This is a genomic window from Niabella terrae (assembly GCF_054783135.1).
Genome location: NZ_BAAGRD010000039.1, coordinates 45103 through 60369, shown reverse-complemented (window position 1 = coordinate 60369; position 15267 = coordinate 45103). Strand labels below are relative to the sequence as shown.

14 protein-coding genes, 1 tRNA gene and 1 pseudogene are annotated in these 15267 nt (G+C 41.3%); 10 read left to right on the top strand and 6 right to left on the bottom strand.

All coding sequences use genetic code 11. The features are described 5' to 3' along the window. Positions 1-23: 23 nt before the first annotated feature. From ACYVI9_RS16870 to ACYVI9_RS16860, 3 genes are read right to left on the bottom strand one after another with little or no spacing between them, the layout of a single operon-like run. Complete coding sequence (locus ACYVI9_RS16870) at positions 24-527, bottom strand: SRPBCC family protein (RefSeq protein ID WP_460766908.1); 504 nt, start codon at positions 525-527, stop codon at positions 24-26. Then, positions 520-1035: an SRPBCC family protein gene (locus ACYVI9_RS16865; protein WP_460766905.1), complete on the bottom strand. Its 516-nt coding sequence runs from the start codon at positions 1033-1035 to the stop codon at positions 520-522. The genes ACYVI9_RS16870 and ACYVI9_RS16865 overlap by 8 nt, the downstream gene beginning before the upstream one ends. Continuing rightward, on the bottom strand, positions 1032-1352 hold the full coding sequence (locus ACYVI9_RS16860) for an ArsR/SmtB family transcription factor (protein WP_460766903.1): 321 nt from the start codon (positions 1350-1352) through the stop codon (positions 1032-1034). The genes ACYVI9_RS16865 and ACYVI9_RS16860 overlap by 4 nt, the downstream gene beginning before the upstream one ends. Positions 1353-1736: 384 nt before the next feature. Between ACYVI9_RS16860 and ACYVI9_RS16855 the strand changes: the two genes are divergently transcribed. The 6 genes and pseudogenes from ACYVI9_RS16855 (at position 1737) to ACYVI9_RS16830 (ending at position 4746) form a co-directional block, all read left to right on the top strand. Continuing rightward, complete coding sequence (locus tag ACYVI9_RS16855; RefSeq protein WP_460766974.1) at positions 1737-1943, top strand: transposase family protein; 207 nt, start codon at positions 1737-1739, stop codon at positions 1941-1943. Beyond that, a pseudogene (locus ACYVI9_RS16850) lies at positions 1886-2749 on the top strand (ISAs1 family transposase); the annotation flags it as partial. The gene ACYVI9_RS16855 and the pseudogene ACYVI9_RS16850, both read left to right, overlap by 58 nt. A 69-nt stretch (positions 2750-2818) precedes the next feature. Beyond that, entirely contained in the window at positions 2819-3064 is a 246-nt protein-coding gene (locus tag ACYVI9_RS16845) for a hypothetical protein (protein ID WP_460766901.1), read from the top strand. Positions 3065-3942: 878 nt separating this feature from the next. After that, positions 3943-4353 (top strand): hypothetical protein, encoded by a 411-nt coding sequence (locus tag ACYVI9_RS16840; protein ID WP_460766899.1) that lies wholly within the window; start codon positions 3943-3945, stop codon positions 4351-4353. Positions 4354-4358: 5 nt separating this feature from the next. Beyond that, positions 4359-4460, top strand: a complete 102-nt coding sequence (locus ACYVI9_RS16835; RefSeq protein WP_460766896.1) for a hypothetical protein — start codon at positions 4359-4361, stop codon at positions 4458-4460. Beyond that, positions 4438-4746 (top strand): helix-turn-helix domain-containing protein, encoded by a 309-nt coding sequence (locus ACYVI9_RS16830; protein ID WP_460766894.1) that lies wholly within the window; start codon positions 4438-4440, stop codon positions 4744-4746. The genes ACYVI9_RS16835 and ACYVI9_RS16830 overlap by 23 nt, the downstream gene beginning before the upstream one ends. A 189-nt stretch (positions 4747-4935) precedes the next feature. Here ACYVI9_RS16830 and ACYVI9_RS16825 read toward each other — a convergent pair whose 3' ends face one another. From ACYVI9_RS16825 to ACYVI9_RS16815, 3 genes are all read right to left on the bottom strand, one after another. Beyond that, positions 4936-7560 (bottom strand): TonB-dependent receptor, encoded by a 2625-nt coding sequence (locus ACYVI9_RS16825; RefSeq protein WP_460766892.1) that lies wholly within the window; start codon positions 7558-7560, stop codon positions 4936-4938. A gap of 134 nt (positions 7561-7694) precedes the next feature. Continuing rightward, a complete protein-coding gene (locus ACYVI9_RS16820; RefSeq protein ID WP_460766889.1) occupies positions 7695-8252 on the bottom strand; it encodes a DUF445 domain-containing protein in 558 nt (185 codons plus the stop codon). A 52-nt stretch (positions 8253-8304) separates the two neighbouring features. After that, positions 8305-8378: transfer RNA gene (locus tag ACYVI9_RS16815), tRNA-His, on the bottom strand. 254 nt (positions 8379-8632) lie between these two features. Here ACYVI9_RS16815 and ACYVI9_RS16810 point away from each other — a divergent pair. The 4 genes from ACYVI9_RS16810 to ACYVI9_RS16795 all read left to right on the top strand — a co-directional run bounded on the left by ACYVI9_RS16810 (position 8633) and on the right by ACYVI9_RS16795 (position 15244). Next, a complete protein-coding gene (locus ACYVI9_RS16810; RefSeq protein WP_460766887.1) occupies positions 8633-10756 on the top strand; it encodes a carboxy terminal-processing peptidase in 2124 nt (707 codons plus the stop codon). 203 nt (positions 10757-10959) lie between these two features. Next, positions 10960-11772 (top strand): polysaccharide biosynthesis/export family protein, encoded by an 813-nt coding sequence (locus ACYVI9_RS16805; RefSeq protein ID WP_460766884.1) that lies wholly within the window; start codon positions 10960-10962, stop codon positions 11770-11772. Between the two features lie 17 nt (positions 11773-11789). Continuing rightward, positions 11790-14168 (top strand): GumC family protein, encoded by a 2379-nt coding sequence (locus ACYVI9_RS16800; protein ID WP_460766882.1) that lies wholly within the window; start codon positions 11790-11792, stop codon positions 14166-14168. A 92-nt stretch (positions 14169-14260) separates the two neighbouring features. Further along, positions 14261-15244, top strand: a complete 984-nt coding sequence (locus tag ACYVI9_RS16795) for an SDR family oxidoreductase (protein WP_460766879.1) — start codon at positions 14261-14263, stop codon at positions 15242-15244. Positions 15245-15267: the final 23 nt, after the last annotated feature.

The following is a 15267-nucleotide window of genomic DNA, read 5'->3' as shown; positions in this document are numbered from 1 at the left end:
GCTCTTGACATCGGACAAGAAAATTACTTTTGAAGAGACATTAGTAATTCATCCAACTGCTGGAAGTCCGTGGTCATTCCTTCCTTAAAGCCCATCTCTATTTCTTTTTCAAGGTCGGCAAGTGTATTGTAGCTGAGTAACATATCCACTTGCACCTTATTATCTTTCGGAATAAAGTGGTTTTCCCATAAATTTTGCGGAGCTGCGGGATCTATAACACCGTTTTCATCACTGAATCCACCTTTTGAAGAAAATGATTTTTCTTTTACAATAGAAATGAAATTGGATTTGCTCCAGTGCTTTTGTCCTTCTGGACTTACCATTGCGTACAACCAATGCCCTCCTTCTCTAAAATCCATTGCCTTCGTTTCTGCCCTCCAGGGTTGGGGGCCCCACCACTGGTCGAGTAGTTCAGGCGTGGTCCAGGCTTGCCAGACTAATTCCAGGTTTGCCGCGAATTCGCGTGTGATGTGAATGGTATTGTCTTCTTTGTTGACTGTAAAGTCGAATAGTAAATGGTTATTCATTCTCTTTATTTTTTAAGGTGAGCAATAATTTGTCCAAATTTTTAAGATGTGAGGTGAAGCCTTTTTTGTGATTGTCTGTGGCCATTTTTTCAAACATTTCCGGGCTTTTATATCGTTCGGCAATTGTGATTAATGTTTTACCATCAGTTTCACTAAATGTGATGGTACATTCTGTCGGTTCAGCATCCGGGCTGACCGCACCCTTTTCATCGGAGAATACCCTTAATTCCGTAATGCTTTTCAGCGGTTCAATTTTTTTATAATTGTAACGGCTCCAATGTTTATTTCCTTCCGGACTTACGATCGCGTAATGCCAGAAACCCCCTTCACGGAAATCCATTGTGCGGGTTTGGGTTCTGTAAGGGTTGGGCGCACACCATTGGTCAAGCAATTGGGCGGTGGTCCAGCATTTCCAAACCAGCTCAAGGGAGGCATCAAATTCACGTTTGATGAGGATGGTTTTGTTCTCCTTATTGATCATGAAGTCAAATAATAAATTATTGTTCATTTTTCTCTTTTTTTAAGTGTGGCTAATAAATTGTCCAACTGGTCAAATTTCGACTCCCAGATTCTACGAAACTGTTCCAGCCATTTGTCTATTTCTTTCATTTTGTCTATTTCGAGTTGATAATAAATTTCTCTGCCTTTATGGGCCTGAGTAATCAGTTCGCACTCGGTCAAAGTTCGAAGGTGTTTGGAAACGGCTTGCCGTGTCGTGTCAAAGTGTTCGGCAATAGCATTTGGCGTCATTGCCTGTAATGCAATTAATGCAATAATTGCACGTCTGGTTGGATCTGCGATTGCCTGAAATATATCTCTTCTCATTTCTCTAGATTATTTTAATGAAACCTTTCGGTTGCAAATATAAAAGCAACCATTCGGTTTCGCAAATTTTTTCTAATTTTTTTCAATTTATCTTGTAAATCGGTCAGAATTAGGCAGGTAACACAATCTTTTATGATGCATTTTTTGTGCATAATCCTATTTAGGAGCAATCAGGGGGTCAACCTGAGTCGGAATGTCAGATAAAACAATATTAAAAATCCTGATTTCTAAAAAGATTTTCCGATTTAGTTGCGGAAATTAACCCTCCTGTGAACAAGGTAAGGGGTCAACATAAATTGGAATAAATGCAACGAGTGTTGTTGTTATAAAAGAATTTGGAGAGGCTGTTTGTTTGACCGCGTGTGAATTTTTCAATAGCATTATATAAGCGGTAGTGATGATTGGGATGCGATGAAATTTTATGGACAACAGAAATCTGCCTGGCTTAAAGAGTTTTTGCAATTACCCAATGGCATTCCTTCACATGATACCTTCAATCGTGTTTTTGCAGCTTTTGATCCACACAACTTCAGCATTGCTTTATATCATGGGTTCAAAGCGTTGCTAAAATCACTAACGGGCGTGTTGTAAGCATTGATGGTAAATGTTTATGCAATAGTGGGATTGATGGTAAAAAAGGGTTTATACATATGGTCAGTGCCTGGTGCAATACTAACAATATGGTTCTGGGTCAGGGAAAGACAGATGAGAAAAGCAATGAGATCACTGCTATTCCTGTATTGTTGGATCTATTAGTGCTTGAAGGGGCTATTGTTACTGTAGATGCAATGGGGTGCCAGCAGCAAATCGCTGAAAAGATAATTGATCGCAAGGCAGATTATGTGCTTGCAGTAAAGGAGAATCAGCCTCATTTGCTTGATGATATAAAAGAAGGCTTTGAACAAACACCCGGAGCCGAAAGCCGCACCAGCCTTGAAAAATCGAACGGTCGCATTGAGAAGCGTACCTGTAAGGTGATTACCAACATGGACTGGGTTTGCAAACAATCTAGCTGGAAGAACCTTCAATCTATCATAAGTGTTGAATCTGAAAGAAGTATTCTTGCAACAGGTGAACAACAAAGTGAAATCACGTATTATATTGCCAATCTGGCCGATAGTCCGGAAAGTTTTTTAAGCATTACCCGGCAACATTGGAGTATTGAGAATAAACTTCATTGGAGCCTTGATGTTACTTTCAAGGAGGACTTAAGCACTAAACAGGAAGGTAATGCGGCAGAAAATTTCGGCACAATTACTAAAGTTGCTCGAAACCTGCTGAAGAACAACCAATCCAAAAAGTTGAGTGTAAAGAAAAAGCGCCCGCTATGTTCCTGGGACAATGATTTTCTCGCGCAAACTGTTTTTTTGGGAAATTTAGATGCGTTTGCCCTGTAAGGGTTAAATCCTTAGTTAAGAACGTTTGATATTTTTTGTACCTTTGTGAAAGATAAATGCAATTAAATAATGAAAATCGCAGATATAAATATGAACTTGGTTGACAGCTACTATACGTTGCTGAAAAGCCTAAGCCCCAACAATAAATTGGAACTTATTGCCCGACTTTCAAAGTCAATGAAAACCACGAAAGCGAAAAAAGACACTTCTTGGGAGGCATTATTTGGTTCGTGGGAACTTGACCAATCCGCCGATGAATTTGTAGAAGATTTGAAAAAAGACAGAAATTTCAGTCGTAAATCTATTGACTTGTGAAAAAGTATCTGTTAGACACAAATATTTGTGCTTGCTTCTTCAACGGTCAATTTAATCTTAGGGCAAAAATCCGTGAAATTGGATTTGAAAACTGCGTTGTATCCGAAATTACAATAGCTGAATTGAAATATGGAATAGCAAAAAGCACAAGAAAAGAAAAAAACTAACAAGCACTCGACATATTTCAAAAAAAAATAGAGATTTTTCCGATTTTTCCTGCACTTGACATCTATGCAACTGAAAAAGCACGGCTGAAAACAAAAGGCAAAATATTAGACGATTTTGATTTACTAATCGGTTCAACAGCTATTTTCAATAATCTGATTTTAGTAACAAAAAACGTAAGCGACTTTGACCGATTAGACAGAATTGTTATCGAAGATTGGACTACACTCTGACAACAACACAGCAGGTAATCGGTTTGACAATATGGCGGCTGAAGTGGTTCGATGAAACATTTGTGCAAGGTTCAATATTTGGAATTCTATTGAACTTTTGTGCTAAAAACCCGTCACATCGCCAAGCCGTAAGCCGTTACCTTCTATTAATATGCGACCAGTAAAAACTATAAAGCTCGTTTTGACCTTTTACAGAAGCTTTTTTATTGCGACAACCGCAATCACGGTTTGCTGCATTTGGATTTTTCAAAAGAATGTCATTTCGACTTACTTTCCGCTATTTTGGTTTAAACTTGCAGTAGACACTCCTGTTGCTTAATTGGACTTCGCTCTGATCTTGCCCCAAAATTTACTTCATTTCTATTGATAAACGTTTATTTGTATAATAAACATAGTATGTATGTTATGCATTGTATTGTTTATTCAATTAATAATGAACAAATTAGTAGAATATATTGATGAAGTATTGGGTGTCAAATTTTGCCTGTACCACTTACCGGCGATCGTTTGGGCAATTTACCGCTATGCCTTGGCCAACAATATCAATTTTCTTCAACTGAATTGAAAGGACGATCTGTTTTATTGGCCGAACTAAGGCAAGAAAATGAACCAGGGATTTTGCAGACAAGCAAACGCAAAGAGCTTATTGAAAACATCATCGGACTAAAAGTTATATTTGTAATTGCTCAACTGGCAACATTCAATCGCAAAAGATTAATTAAAAAGCATATCAATTTTATTGTTCCGGGAAAACAACTATATATTCCGGATATGATGATGGATTTAAGGGAATCTTTCATTCCTGGTAAAGCTCGACAGAAGAAAGAAAAGCTCCTGCCCACGGAGGCAATATTTTTAGAATATTCGTCTTTTTTGACAAAGGAAATTTAGTTGTATTGGGCAATGGCTTTCAGAAGAAGACACAAAAGACTCCGAAAATAGAAATTGAAAAAGCATTAAAAATTAAAGCAGCGTATGAAAACGAGAAAAGAAAATAACATCACCACTCTTGACGAAATCCTTGAGAATAAATATGGCAAACGAAGAGCTAAAAAGAGGGAACAATGGGAACAAGAATTTGAAACTTTCCAACTTGGTGTTTTGCTCGAAGAAGCAAGACTAAAACTTGGTTTAACCCAAGAACAACTTGCCGAAAAAGTTGGTACGAACAAATCTTACATTTCAAGAATTGAAAATAACGCAAGCGACATCAGGCTATCCACCTTAATGAAAATTATTCAGACAGGACTTGGTGGGCACTTAAAGTTTACTTTGCAACTTTGACGAATAGAATATGGATGCGTGAGACTCAACACAATGTTGGTGGTAAAGTTGTTTTTACCGGGCATCAATAAATGATTTTTCTTAAGCAGAATGCGCCAAACAGACCGATAACAACGGTAAGTTTCTACCAAACAGCCGGCCATCACTTGCCGGCTGTTTGATATTGATTGGATATTTTTAATTCTTGTGCTATTGCATGCCACCCTGCATGCCGCCACCCATATCGGCTCCCTGGTCGGCTTTCATGTTCTTGCGTTTCAGCAGGGATGCATCAAATTTCCCAAACCGGTAGGCGAAGTTGATGGAGAAAAACTGCTGGTCCCGGACCCTATACTGATGCTGGTTGAAAAAGCCGGAAGTTGTATAGACATCACTAGCGCGGGTTTTGAAGATATCCCGCGCATTCAGGGTAATGGAAGCCGCATTGTTTTTCAGGAACTCATATTTCAGGGCCATATCAACGCCATAAGAAGGCATGCTGTAGCCCTGGGCATTGCCGCTTACCTGACCACCCCAGCCACGGCGGCCACCACCGCTGCTGCCGGAACCACCCGGCGCCAGTACGGTTTTTGAATTATAATCAGCCGACAACTGCAGGCTGAAGTTCTTTGGCAGCTTAAAGGTATTGTTCACTTTGGCAAACCAGCTGTAGAGCTGATCGGCGGTAGGGATCTCGGGATCATCCACGGTGATCTTGGATGTATACAGGTTCAGGTTGCTGGTGAGTTCCCACCATTTCGTAATAGAATTTTTCCCAATAGCCTCAAAACCACCGACATAGCTGTTATTAGCATTCAGGTAGGTATTGACGATAACCGGATCACCGGTCAGCGCATTTTCTTCCTGGGCCTGGTAACGGGTGATCAGGTCACTGGTACTCTTATAATAAATCGACAGGATCAGGTTATTGGCCCGGTCGAAGTTTTTAGAGTAGGAGAGCTCAAATGAGTTCACGAATTCCGGTTTCAGCTCTGGATTACCACGGCTCAGGTCCAGGGAGTCGGAATAATCCACAAAGGGAAACAGCTGGAAGAAATTAGGTCGGTTGATCCGGCGGCTGTAATTCAGCTGCAGGGTCTGATCATTCGGTAATTGCTGGGAAAGAAAGATGCTGGGAAACAGGCTCACCGGATAGGAGATACTGAAATTACTGACCGTATCTTTGAGGCCGCCCATTCCGTCCCGGGTAGTACTATACACGGTTCCGGTATATTCCGAGCTTTCCAGCCGGAGACCGATCTGGTAGCCAAAATTTTCCCCGATCTTACTGGCAAAGTTCACATAGCCGGCATAGACCCGGTCGGTATAATCAAATTTGGACGAAAGCAGGGGCTGGGCCAGCAGACTGCCGTCTGCCTGCACGTCGGAATAATTATTTTCACTGAAGGTTTTCGATTGGTTCACCCTAACACCGGTTTCGAATTTCGAGTTTTCACTCAGGGGGTTGGTATAATCGATTTGTGCATTCAGGCGTTCATTGGTACCATTTCCTTCCTGCTGCTGGCGGTAAGTGTTGGTCGCCACTCCCGTGTTGTTTTCAAAATTCTGATTGGTGATCCGGGTAAGGCTGTTATTGGTTCCCTTGTCATACCGGGCGTCAGCTGTTAGCTGGTGGTCCTTTTTCGGGAAATTATGTACATAGCCCAGGCTGCCGCCCATCATCTTGAACTGGAATTCGGCATCTGAGAGCCGGTCGGTGCGTGACTGCAGGTCGTTGAGACCGGAAGCCAGCGAATCGATTCCGATATTACTGTTGGAGAGATTATGAAACTTGCCATTTACGCCCATCCCGGAAATCGTGATCGTATTGCGGTTGTCGGGGAAATAGTCAAATCCCGCGCGGCCAAACATAAACCGGCCATTATTGGTCGAATGATCGGTCTGCAGCATATGGATCGTGGTATCACCTAAAAATGTATTCCTTTCGGTGGTTCCGTCAGACATCGATTTACGCTGGTGGAGGGCGGCATTGGCAAATACATTGAATTTGCCCTGGCGGACATTAATATTGCCCCCCAGGTTGAATTTACCCCGCTCATCAATACCGGCTCTTACCGAACCGTTATAACCCACCGTCCGAGTTTTCTTCAGAACGATATTCAGGATGCCTGCCGTACCACCGGAAGCATCATATTTGGCTGAGGGGTTGGTGATCACCTCTACGCTGGCGATCTGGTCTGCCGGAATCTGATCCAGGGTCAGTTCGGTAGGCCGGCCATCGATAAAAAGCTGGGGGCTGGCATTACGGACGCTCACGTTGCCGTCAATATCCACATTGACGGAGGGTACGGTACGCAGCACATCGGTTGCCGTACCACCGGCCGATACCAGGTTGTTTTCTACATTATATATCTTTCTGTCGATACCCAGTTGCACTGTAGGCTTGGAGGCATTGACAGTAACCCCTTCCAGGGTTTCAGCATCGGCTTTCAGTTTGATATTGCCCAGGTCCCGGTCCAGGCCTCCCATGGGGGCGCCTGGTTTTTGCGCGGAAAAGGCAAAATTTTGGGATTCTGTTTTATGACCCAGCCCGGAAATTTCCAGGATAAACTTACCCATGGCCGGGATCCCTTCGATTTTGAAATCTCCGCTGGCAGAAGCCAGTGCACCAGATACCAGCACTTTTTGGGTCTCTTTTGTCACGGAGTCTTTACGGTTCTGAAACAATTGCACCGTGGCGGCATCAATACCTTTACCGTTGGAGGCATCCACTACCCGGCCATAAATCGTACCCGTAGGACGGCCACCATTGGTTTGAGAAAATGCGATAGTGCTAAAGGTTAGCGCAGCGAGGATCGAGAGAAAAATTTTCATGTATTATAGAGTTATCAGCTTTAGACGTAAAAAAAAATCTAAACTTGTTATGCAACCGGATATTTGTTGTTAATACATATATAAGTTTTGCGCTGCCGGGCCTCGTAATGGATTTTAACAAATCTTTGCCCTTTTTAAGCGGATAGAAGCCCGAACAGCAGCAGGCTGACCCCGCCGATGATCAATCCGGTGAGTGCAAAAAACAACTGGTGGCGCCGCAGAACAGGTGCCAACTGGCGGCGGACAACTGTTGGAAGATCCACCTCAGCCAGTTTGGTCTTAATGGCAGCAGATAATTTGTCTGAGTGGCGAAGACCGCCCAGCATATCTGTCATAACCTGGGGAAACAGGGTCTTTAGTTGATTGATAAAGACTTCTTTTACCTTATCGGTGGTTTTATTGCCGACGAACATCGCCAGCATGGGGATTTCCTGTGCCAGCTTAACATTCAGAAATTCATCTATATGGGCTTCTATGGAAGGCATGGCCTTTTCTATCAGGGCAGGGTCAGCTACTGCAGCGGACAGTTCTTCGACCGGCAGCCTGGAAGCAATGGACAAGGCCAGCTTTTCGATAAGCGGCTCCTGGCGGCGCTTCAGGTATCGGGGGATCATATAATGACCAAAGAAATAACCGGCCAGCCAGCCAATAAATGCCGAAATCAGCGGAATCAGAATGAATAGGGTTTGCATATGCTCCAAAAATAAAAAACCCTGAATATCATATTCAGGGTTACCGGGTTAGGGTGGCTAACCGGGCTCGAACCGGCGACCCTCAGAACCACAATCTGATGCTCTAACCAACTGAGCTACAGCCACCATTTAGGGCGGCAAAGTTATGGAAAATTTACAAATACAGTTAAATATTTTCCCTGAATATTTTATTTTTTTGAAGGCGGTTGCTCCCAATGGTCGGGGTAGCAGACCAGGCTGTTGGGTAGCGGTCATAATATTTTCATATCCATATAGATAACCTTCGAAACTTTTCGTAAATCTTTGTGAAATCTAAACTGAACATGCATATTTAATGTTATTTTTGATTAGATATGCGTGTTATAAAATATCTGTTCAATATGAAGCGATTACCCTTTGTGCTGTTGTTAGTTGTAATGGCGGGCGCCTTTGTTGCCTTTAAAAACACCCTGGCAAGCAATCCCCCTCCCGGTAAATATGAAGCGATTATGCGACTGGTGGCAGGTCTCCTGAGTCAGGGGCATTATGCGCCTAAGGAAATTAATGACAATTTTTCCCAAAAAGTATTTGACAAGTTCCTCGAAGACCTGGATCCGAGTAAGAATATTTTCTTACAGAAAGACGTGGATTCTCTGGGCGCACTTTATGGTAAAACGATTGATGATGAGCTCAATGGGGCGCAGGTGGCTTCGATTATGGGGATTTCCCAGGTTTTTGATCAACGGGTGGCTGAAAGCGAAGCCTGGAGTGACCAGATTCTGGCCAAACCCTTTGATTATAAGATAGATGAATCCGTACAGTTTGACGGCAAACAGCTGCAGTTCCCGACTACCCAGAAGGAAAGGGAAGACCGCTGGAGAAAGAAGTTGAAGTACTATGCCCTGGAACATTACCTGGCACTGGAAGACGATAAGGATAAAGACAAAGAAGGCAAGACCAAGGCAGAAATCGAAAAGATTGCCCGGCAGAAAACCGATACCGTCATCAGCCGCCTGTTCGACCGCTATCGCGCAAAATTTACCGAGGAAGACAAATTCAATCTTTTGGTGGATGCCGTTACCACAACCATGGATCCCCATACCGAGTTTTTTCCACCGGCAGACAAAAATTATTTTGACGAAGAATTGAGCGGGAGTTTTTTTGGTATCGGAGCAGCACTCCAGTATACCGAAGGGCTGATCAAAATTACCAGCCTGAATGCCGGTAGTCCGGCCGCTAAATCGGGGCAACTGGATCCAGGCGATATTATTACCAAGGTAGCTCAGGGAGTAGAAGGAGAGTGGGTAGATATGCTGGGTTATGACGTCCAGGATGCGGTAAAGATCATCCGGGGTAAGGAAGGCACCACTGTCCGCCTGACAGTCAAGAAAGCTGACGGGAATGTAGAAGAAGTGAGTCTGGTAAGAGCCAAGATCGAAACCGACCTGGATACCTATGCCCGTAGCGCCATTGTCAGGGATAGTGTGCGTAACGCTAAAATCGGAGTGATTCTTTTACCCGAGTTCTATGCGCCCATGCAAAATGATCCCAATGGACGGCGGAGTTCCACCGATGTAGCCCGGGAAGTACAGAAGCTTAAAGACGAGAATGTAGATGGTATTATTATAGATCTCAGAAGAAACGGGGGCGGATCCCTTTGGGATGTCGTACAAATGGTGGGTCTTTTTATCAAACAGGGGCCGATCGTACAAGTCAAGGATCGTACCTCCAAGCCCATGGTCTTAAATGATGAGGATGCTTCGGTATTGTATACGGGTCCGCTGGCAGTAATGGTGGACGAGTTCAGCGCTTCGGCCTCAGAAATCTTTGCGGCAGCTATCCAGGATTATAAGCGGGGAGTAGTCATCGGAAGCACATCTACTTATGGGAAAGGTACCGTACAGCAGAATGTAGGCATTGACCATACTGGTTTTAAAAGGGACGGAAATGGGGATCTGGGCGCAGTCAAACTGACTTTACGCAAATTCTATCGGATCAGTGGCGGTTCCACCCAATTAAAAGGTGTGACGTCAGATATTGTGCTGCCTAGTCAGATGGAACCCCTGAAATTAAGAGAGAAAGACAACGAGTATGCCCTGAAATATGATGAAATTGAAAAATCTGATTATCAGCCCTGGCAATCAGCCTATAATATTAGTAATCTGAAAGCACTCAGTGACCAGCGTTTACAGAGCGACAGCTCTTTTCAGATCATTAAAAGGAACAGCCAGTGGCTGGCAGATGAGAATGATCGCAGTTATTCCCTGAATATTGATAAATACAAGGCAGAGAGAAAGCTGGTAAGGCAGAAAGCGGATCAGATCATTGCAGCACAGAAGCTTAAAAATCATATGAATGTATCACTTCTGCCCATGGAGGTCAATAAATTTGACAACGATAAAACCAAACAGGAGCGTTTAAATCTCTGGATCAAAGGACTGAGTGGTGATATTTATCTGAACCAGGCCGTGCAGGTCGTTGACGATATGATCAATGCCCGCAAAAACCTGGCCCAGGCGGAGTAATATAATATAAGAGAGAAAATAGGGATATAGGAGGAATAGGTAACTTCGGTAAATATATTAAAATATTGATAATCAAATAATTAAAATCTGTCAGCGACGAACTGGCAGATTTTTTTACTTGGTTTTTCAGTTTAGCTGGACTCATGGCCCTAAATTTGCAAACTATTTGCCGACCGGTCAAACACGGAAAACAACTTATTCGAATGAAAATGAAAACATATCCTCTAGTATGCGGACTTTTTATTTTATACCTTTTTGGAACGCTTATATCCTGTACTCCGCAGCGTAACCTGGTGTATTTCAGTAATTTGCCTCCGGAGGGGGACTCCGTTCAGATCGTCAATAACACTTCCGCAAAAATCCAGACAGGGGATATTCTGGGTATCAGCATTGTGACCCTCAATCCTGAATACAACCAACTGTTTAACTCCGGGGCCATTCCGTCAGCCCAAACTACCACGCCGGTTACCAGTACGAATAATAATGAATTGACTCGCAATGGGTTCCAGGTAGATGGAAATGGACAGGTCAATTTGCCACTCTTAGGGAAAATTACGTTGGCAGGACTAACGCGAGAGCAGGCTCAGGAGAAAATCACTGCCGAAGTGGCCAAAACTACCAAAGATCCTATTGTAAATGTCAAGTTTCTGAATTTCAAAATCACTGTAATTGGCGAAGTCGCCCAGTCTGGTTCCTTTAATATACCTGTCGATAAAGTAAATGTATTAGAGGCGTTGGGCATGGCAGGAGATATGACACCTTATGCGGTAAGAGACAGTGTACTAGTCATACGAGAGGAAGACGGCGTGCGTACCCGTCAGCGTATTAATCTGAATGATAAGGATGTATTTAACTCCCCTTATTTCTACTTAAAGCAAAACGATATCGTGTATGTACAGCCGGAGAATAAACTGAAAGCAAGACAGGCAAATGCGAATAACTATAGGTGGGTCCCGATTGTAACAGCGGGTATATCGGCGCTTGCAATTGTATTATCCAGGGTGTTTATAAATTAAATCTAATAATTGTTTTCATGAGCGAATTCGAAAGTAAAACAACTGGGGGAGAACTCAATTTACGAGCGGAAATAACACGTTACACAAGAAACTGGTATTGGTTTGTGTTAGGTGTATTGGTATGCCTTTTGATCGCATTTTTATACTTAAGGTATACGACACCCATTTATCAAACTTCTGCTGAAATTTTGGTAAAAGACGATAAGAAAGGAGGAGCTACAGATGCAATGGCAACGGCGTTCCAAGATTTAGATATTTTTGGGAGCGCCAAAAACGTCGACAATGAAATACGTATTCTTAAGAGTAAAAGTCTTTTACAACGAGTATTTAGAAGTCTACCGGAATTACAACCTACACAATACGTTGAGGGGAATATTCGGACGTCCGAAGCTTATGGAGATCAAACTCCATTTATCGTTTTAATTGACACTCTTTTTGAAGATTCACTTTCAGGAAAAGATGTTGGGACATTTAAAATTTCAGTTAGCAAAAAGGAAAATAGTTTCAAGTTGGTTGAGAATTCTGGCAAAAGTTATGTGTTTAACTATGGTCAGAAAATTAAGATGAGATTTGGAGAGTTTAGAATCTCACCTAATCCAAAATACAAATTTTCGGGCGACGATTTTATAATACGATTTAATAGCCTAAAGGACTACGCGGCAGCTTATAGTTCAAATATTTCTATTAATGTAAGTGATCAACAAACAAGTACTATTATTATATCGGTAAAAGATCCTGTACCACAAAAAGCAGTGGATATAATAAATAAAATTATTGAAGTCTATAATCAAGATGCTATAAATGACAAGAATCAAGTATCTCGTAATACGATTGCATTTATTGATGCCAGGCTGCTTACTTTAGTTACTGAGCTTTCGGGCGTAGAAAGAAAGGTGTCAGATTTTAAAGAGAAAAACACAATCACAGACGTTACATCTGATTTGAGCCTATATTTTAATCAAACTCAAGAGCTATACCAAAAACTTGAAGAGGCGAAGTTAAAATCGTCTATTTTGACATCGTTGCAACAATATATGACTTCAGATGGTAACCAACATCGGCTGGTACCAACATCATTAGGAATTGAAGATCCTACTTTAAATGGATTAATCGAATCATTTAACGAACTGCAGTTGAAACGGCAACAAACTCTTACTACTGTTGAGCCCGGAAATATATTGGTAAAAAACTTGGATCATAGTATCGATGACATTCGAAAGAGTATAAATGAGAACATTAAGACGTTAAAAAAAGGCGTCGCTGTTACTCAAAGCCAGGTAAATGCTGACTACGCACAATTTCAGTCTAAAATAAAAACTGTACCGGCAGTTGAAAGGCAGTTGCTTGAAATCCAAAGAGAACAAGGTATTAAGCAAAGTATCTATCAGTACTTACTGCAGAAGAAAGAAGAGTCTTTAATATCGTTAGCAGCCACTGTTTCAAATTCACGTATAATCGATGAAGCGGATTCCGCAGATACTCCAGTCTCTCCAAAGAAATCTTTAATTTATTTAGGTGCTTTTGTTTTAGGATTACTCGTTCCATTTGGAGTATTGTATGTTCTGGATTTATTAAATGATAAAGTTAGATTGCAGAAAGATATTTTGTCTCGCACCAAAATACCAATTTTGGGCGAGATAATGCATGCAAGATCAGACGAAGAACTAGTGGTAAAGGAAAACACCAGAAGCCCAATTTCGGAAATGTTTAGGCTTATCAGGAGCAATTTAAAGTTTGCAGTCGCTGGTAAAGATGATAAGATAATTCTCGCAACTTCAAGTATGAGTGGCGAGGGAAAAACGTTTTTCTGTACTAATTTAGGAGCTAGCTTAGCCTTAAGTGGAAAGAAGGTCGTGATGCTTGAATTTGATCTTCGAAAACCCAAACTGCTGAAAGGCTTAAATATAAAGGTGAAAGCAGGGATTTCTAATTTTGTAGTCAATAGAGACTTGACGGTGCAGGATCTGATAAGCCCTGTTAAAGAATTAGATGGACTTTATGTGATTGGTGCAGGTCCCACACCACCAAATCCATCCGAGCTGTTATTGAGCGAAAGAATTAAATTTATGATGGAAGAATTGAAATCAAGCTTTGATCATATAATCATTGATTCCCCGCCGGTTGGACAAGTTTCAGATGCCTTTACATTGGGGATATTTGCAAACTTAAGTGCATATGTAGTGCGTTATAACTATACATTCAAAGAACAGCTTAATATTGTTCAGGATATTTATGAGCATGGGAAATTGAATAACTTGATGATTGTTCTTAACGATGCCAAACCTAAAAATTCTTATGGCTATGGGTATGGTTACGGATACGGTTATGGATATGGTTCTGACCAAATTGCTAAAAAAACGTTCTTTGACAAGGTCAAAGAAATATTCAGAAAGTGAATTAGGCATTTTAATATCATTATATAATTACAGAATAGAAGGTAGGGCGGCGCTGCCGATTAGTTTTTCGTATTTAAGTAAATTTAAGAATAGTGAAAAAACATAAGTTATTAATTACAGGAGGTGCTGGCTTTATTGGATCTAATTTGACCGAGCATTTTCTAGGGAAGGATTTTTTTGTGAATGTTCTGGATAATTTTTCCACAGGGTACCGACATAATATAGAGCCGTTTTTGTCTCATCCGAAATTTAAATTAATAGAAGGCGATATCAGAGATTTGGATGTTTGTATAAGTGCGGTTGAAGGTTGCGATTTTGTATTACATCAAGCAGCATTAGGATCTGTTCCCCGATCTATTAAGGATCCTATAACCACAAATGAAGTGAATATATCAGGATTTTTGAATATGCTTGTTGCTTCAAGAGATTCCGGTGTAAAACGTTTTGTATATGCCGCATCATCTTCGACTTACGGGGATTCTAAAGCCCTCCCTAAAGTAGAAGAAGAGATTGGTAAACCTTTATCTCCGTATGCAATTACAAAATTTGTTAACGAATTATATGCCGATATATTCAGTCGTACTTATGGGTTGGAAACAATTGGACTTCGTTATTTTAATGTTTTCGGAAGAAGGCAAAATCCGAATGGTGCATATGCTGCAGTGATTCCGTTATTTGTTAAGCAACTAATTAATCACGAAAGCCCCATTATAAATGGTACTGGTGAATATTCTCGAGATTTTACTTATATCGATAATGTTATACAGATGAATGAATTAGCTATGACAGCTAGTGATTCAAACGCCGTAAACACCGTCTATAACACAGCAACTGGTGATCGAACAACTTTAAACGAGTTGTGCGTTCTTTTAAAGGAATATTTGAGTTACTATGATTCAGCAATTGCACAAGTTCCTATTAAATATGGACCTGAAAGAACAGGTGATATACCACATTCTCATGCAAGTATAAATAAAGCAAATAAATTATTGGATTACAATCCCCAATTTACTTTTCCCAAAGGTTTAAGAATAGCTGTAGATTGGTATTGGAATAATTTGCAGAATCTGAGCTAAGTATAATAATACCATTTTATATT

Bases quoted from the DNA above. Each gene is read 5' to 3' on its own strand.
- ACYVI9_RS16810 (WP_460766887.1), top strand. From the start codon at position 8,633: ATGAAGCGATTACCCTTTGTGCTGTTGTTAGTTGTAATGGCGGGCGCC.
- ACYVI9_RS16800 (WP_460766882.1), top strand. From the start codon at position 11,790: ATGAGCGAATTCGAAAGTAAAACAACTGGGGGAGAACTCAATTTACGA.
- ACYVI9_RS16830 (WP_460766894.1), top strand. From the start codon at position 4,438: ATGAAAACGAGAAAAGAAAATAACATCACCACTCTTGACGAAATCCTT.
- ACYVI9_RS16805 (WP_460766884.1), top strand. From the start codon at position 10,960: ATGAAAATGAAAACATATCCTCTAGTATGCGGACTTTTTATTTTATAC.
- ACYVI9_RS16825 (WP_460766892.1), bottom strand. From the start codon at position 7,560: ATGAAAATTTTTCTCTCGATCCTCGCTGCGCTAACCTTTAGCACTATC.
- ACYVI9_RS16820 (WP_460766889.1), bottom strand. From the start codon at position 8,252: ATGCAAACCCTATTCATTCTGATTCCGCTGATTTCGGCATTTATTGGC.
- ACYVI9_RS16865 (WP_460766905.1), bottom strand. From the start codon at position 1,035: ATGAACAATAATTTATTATTTGACTTCATGATCAATAAGGAGAACAAA.
- ACYVI9_RS16845 (WP_460766901.1), top strand. From the start codon at position 2,819: ATGAAAATCGCAGATATAAATATGAACTTGGTTGACAGCTACTATACG.
- ACYVI9_RS16860 (WP_460766903.1), bottom strand. From the start codon at position 1,352: ATGAGAAGAGATATATTTCAGGCAATCGCAGATCCAACCAGACGTGCA.
- ACYVI9_RS16870 (WP_460766908.1), bottom strand. From the start codon at position 527: ATGAATAACCATTTACTATTCGACTTTACAGTCAACAAAGAAGACAAT.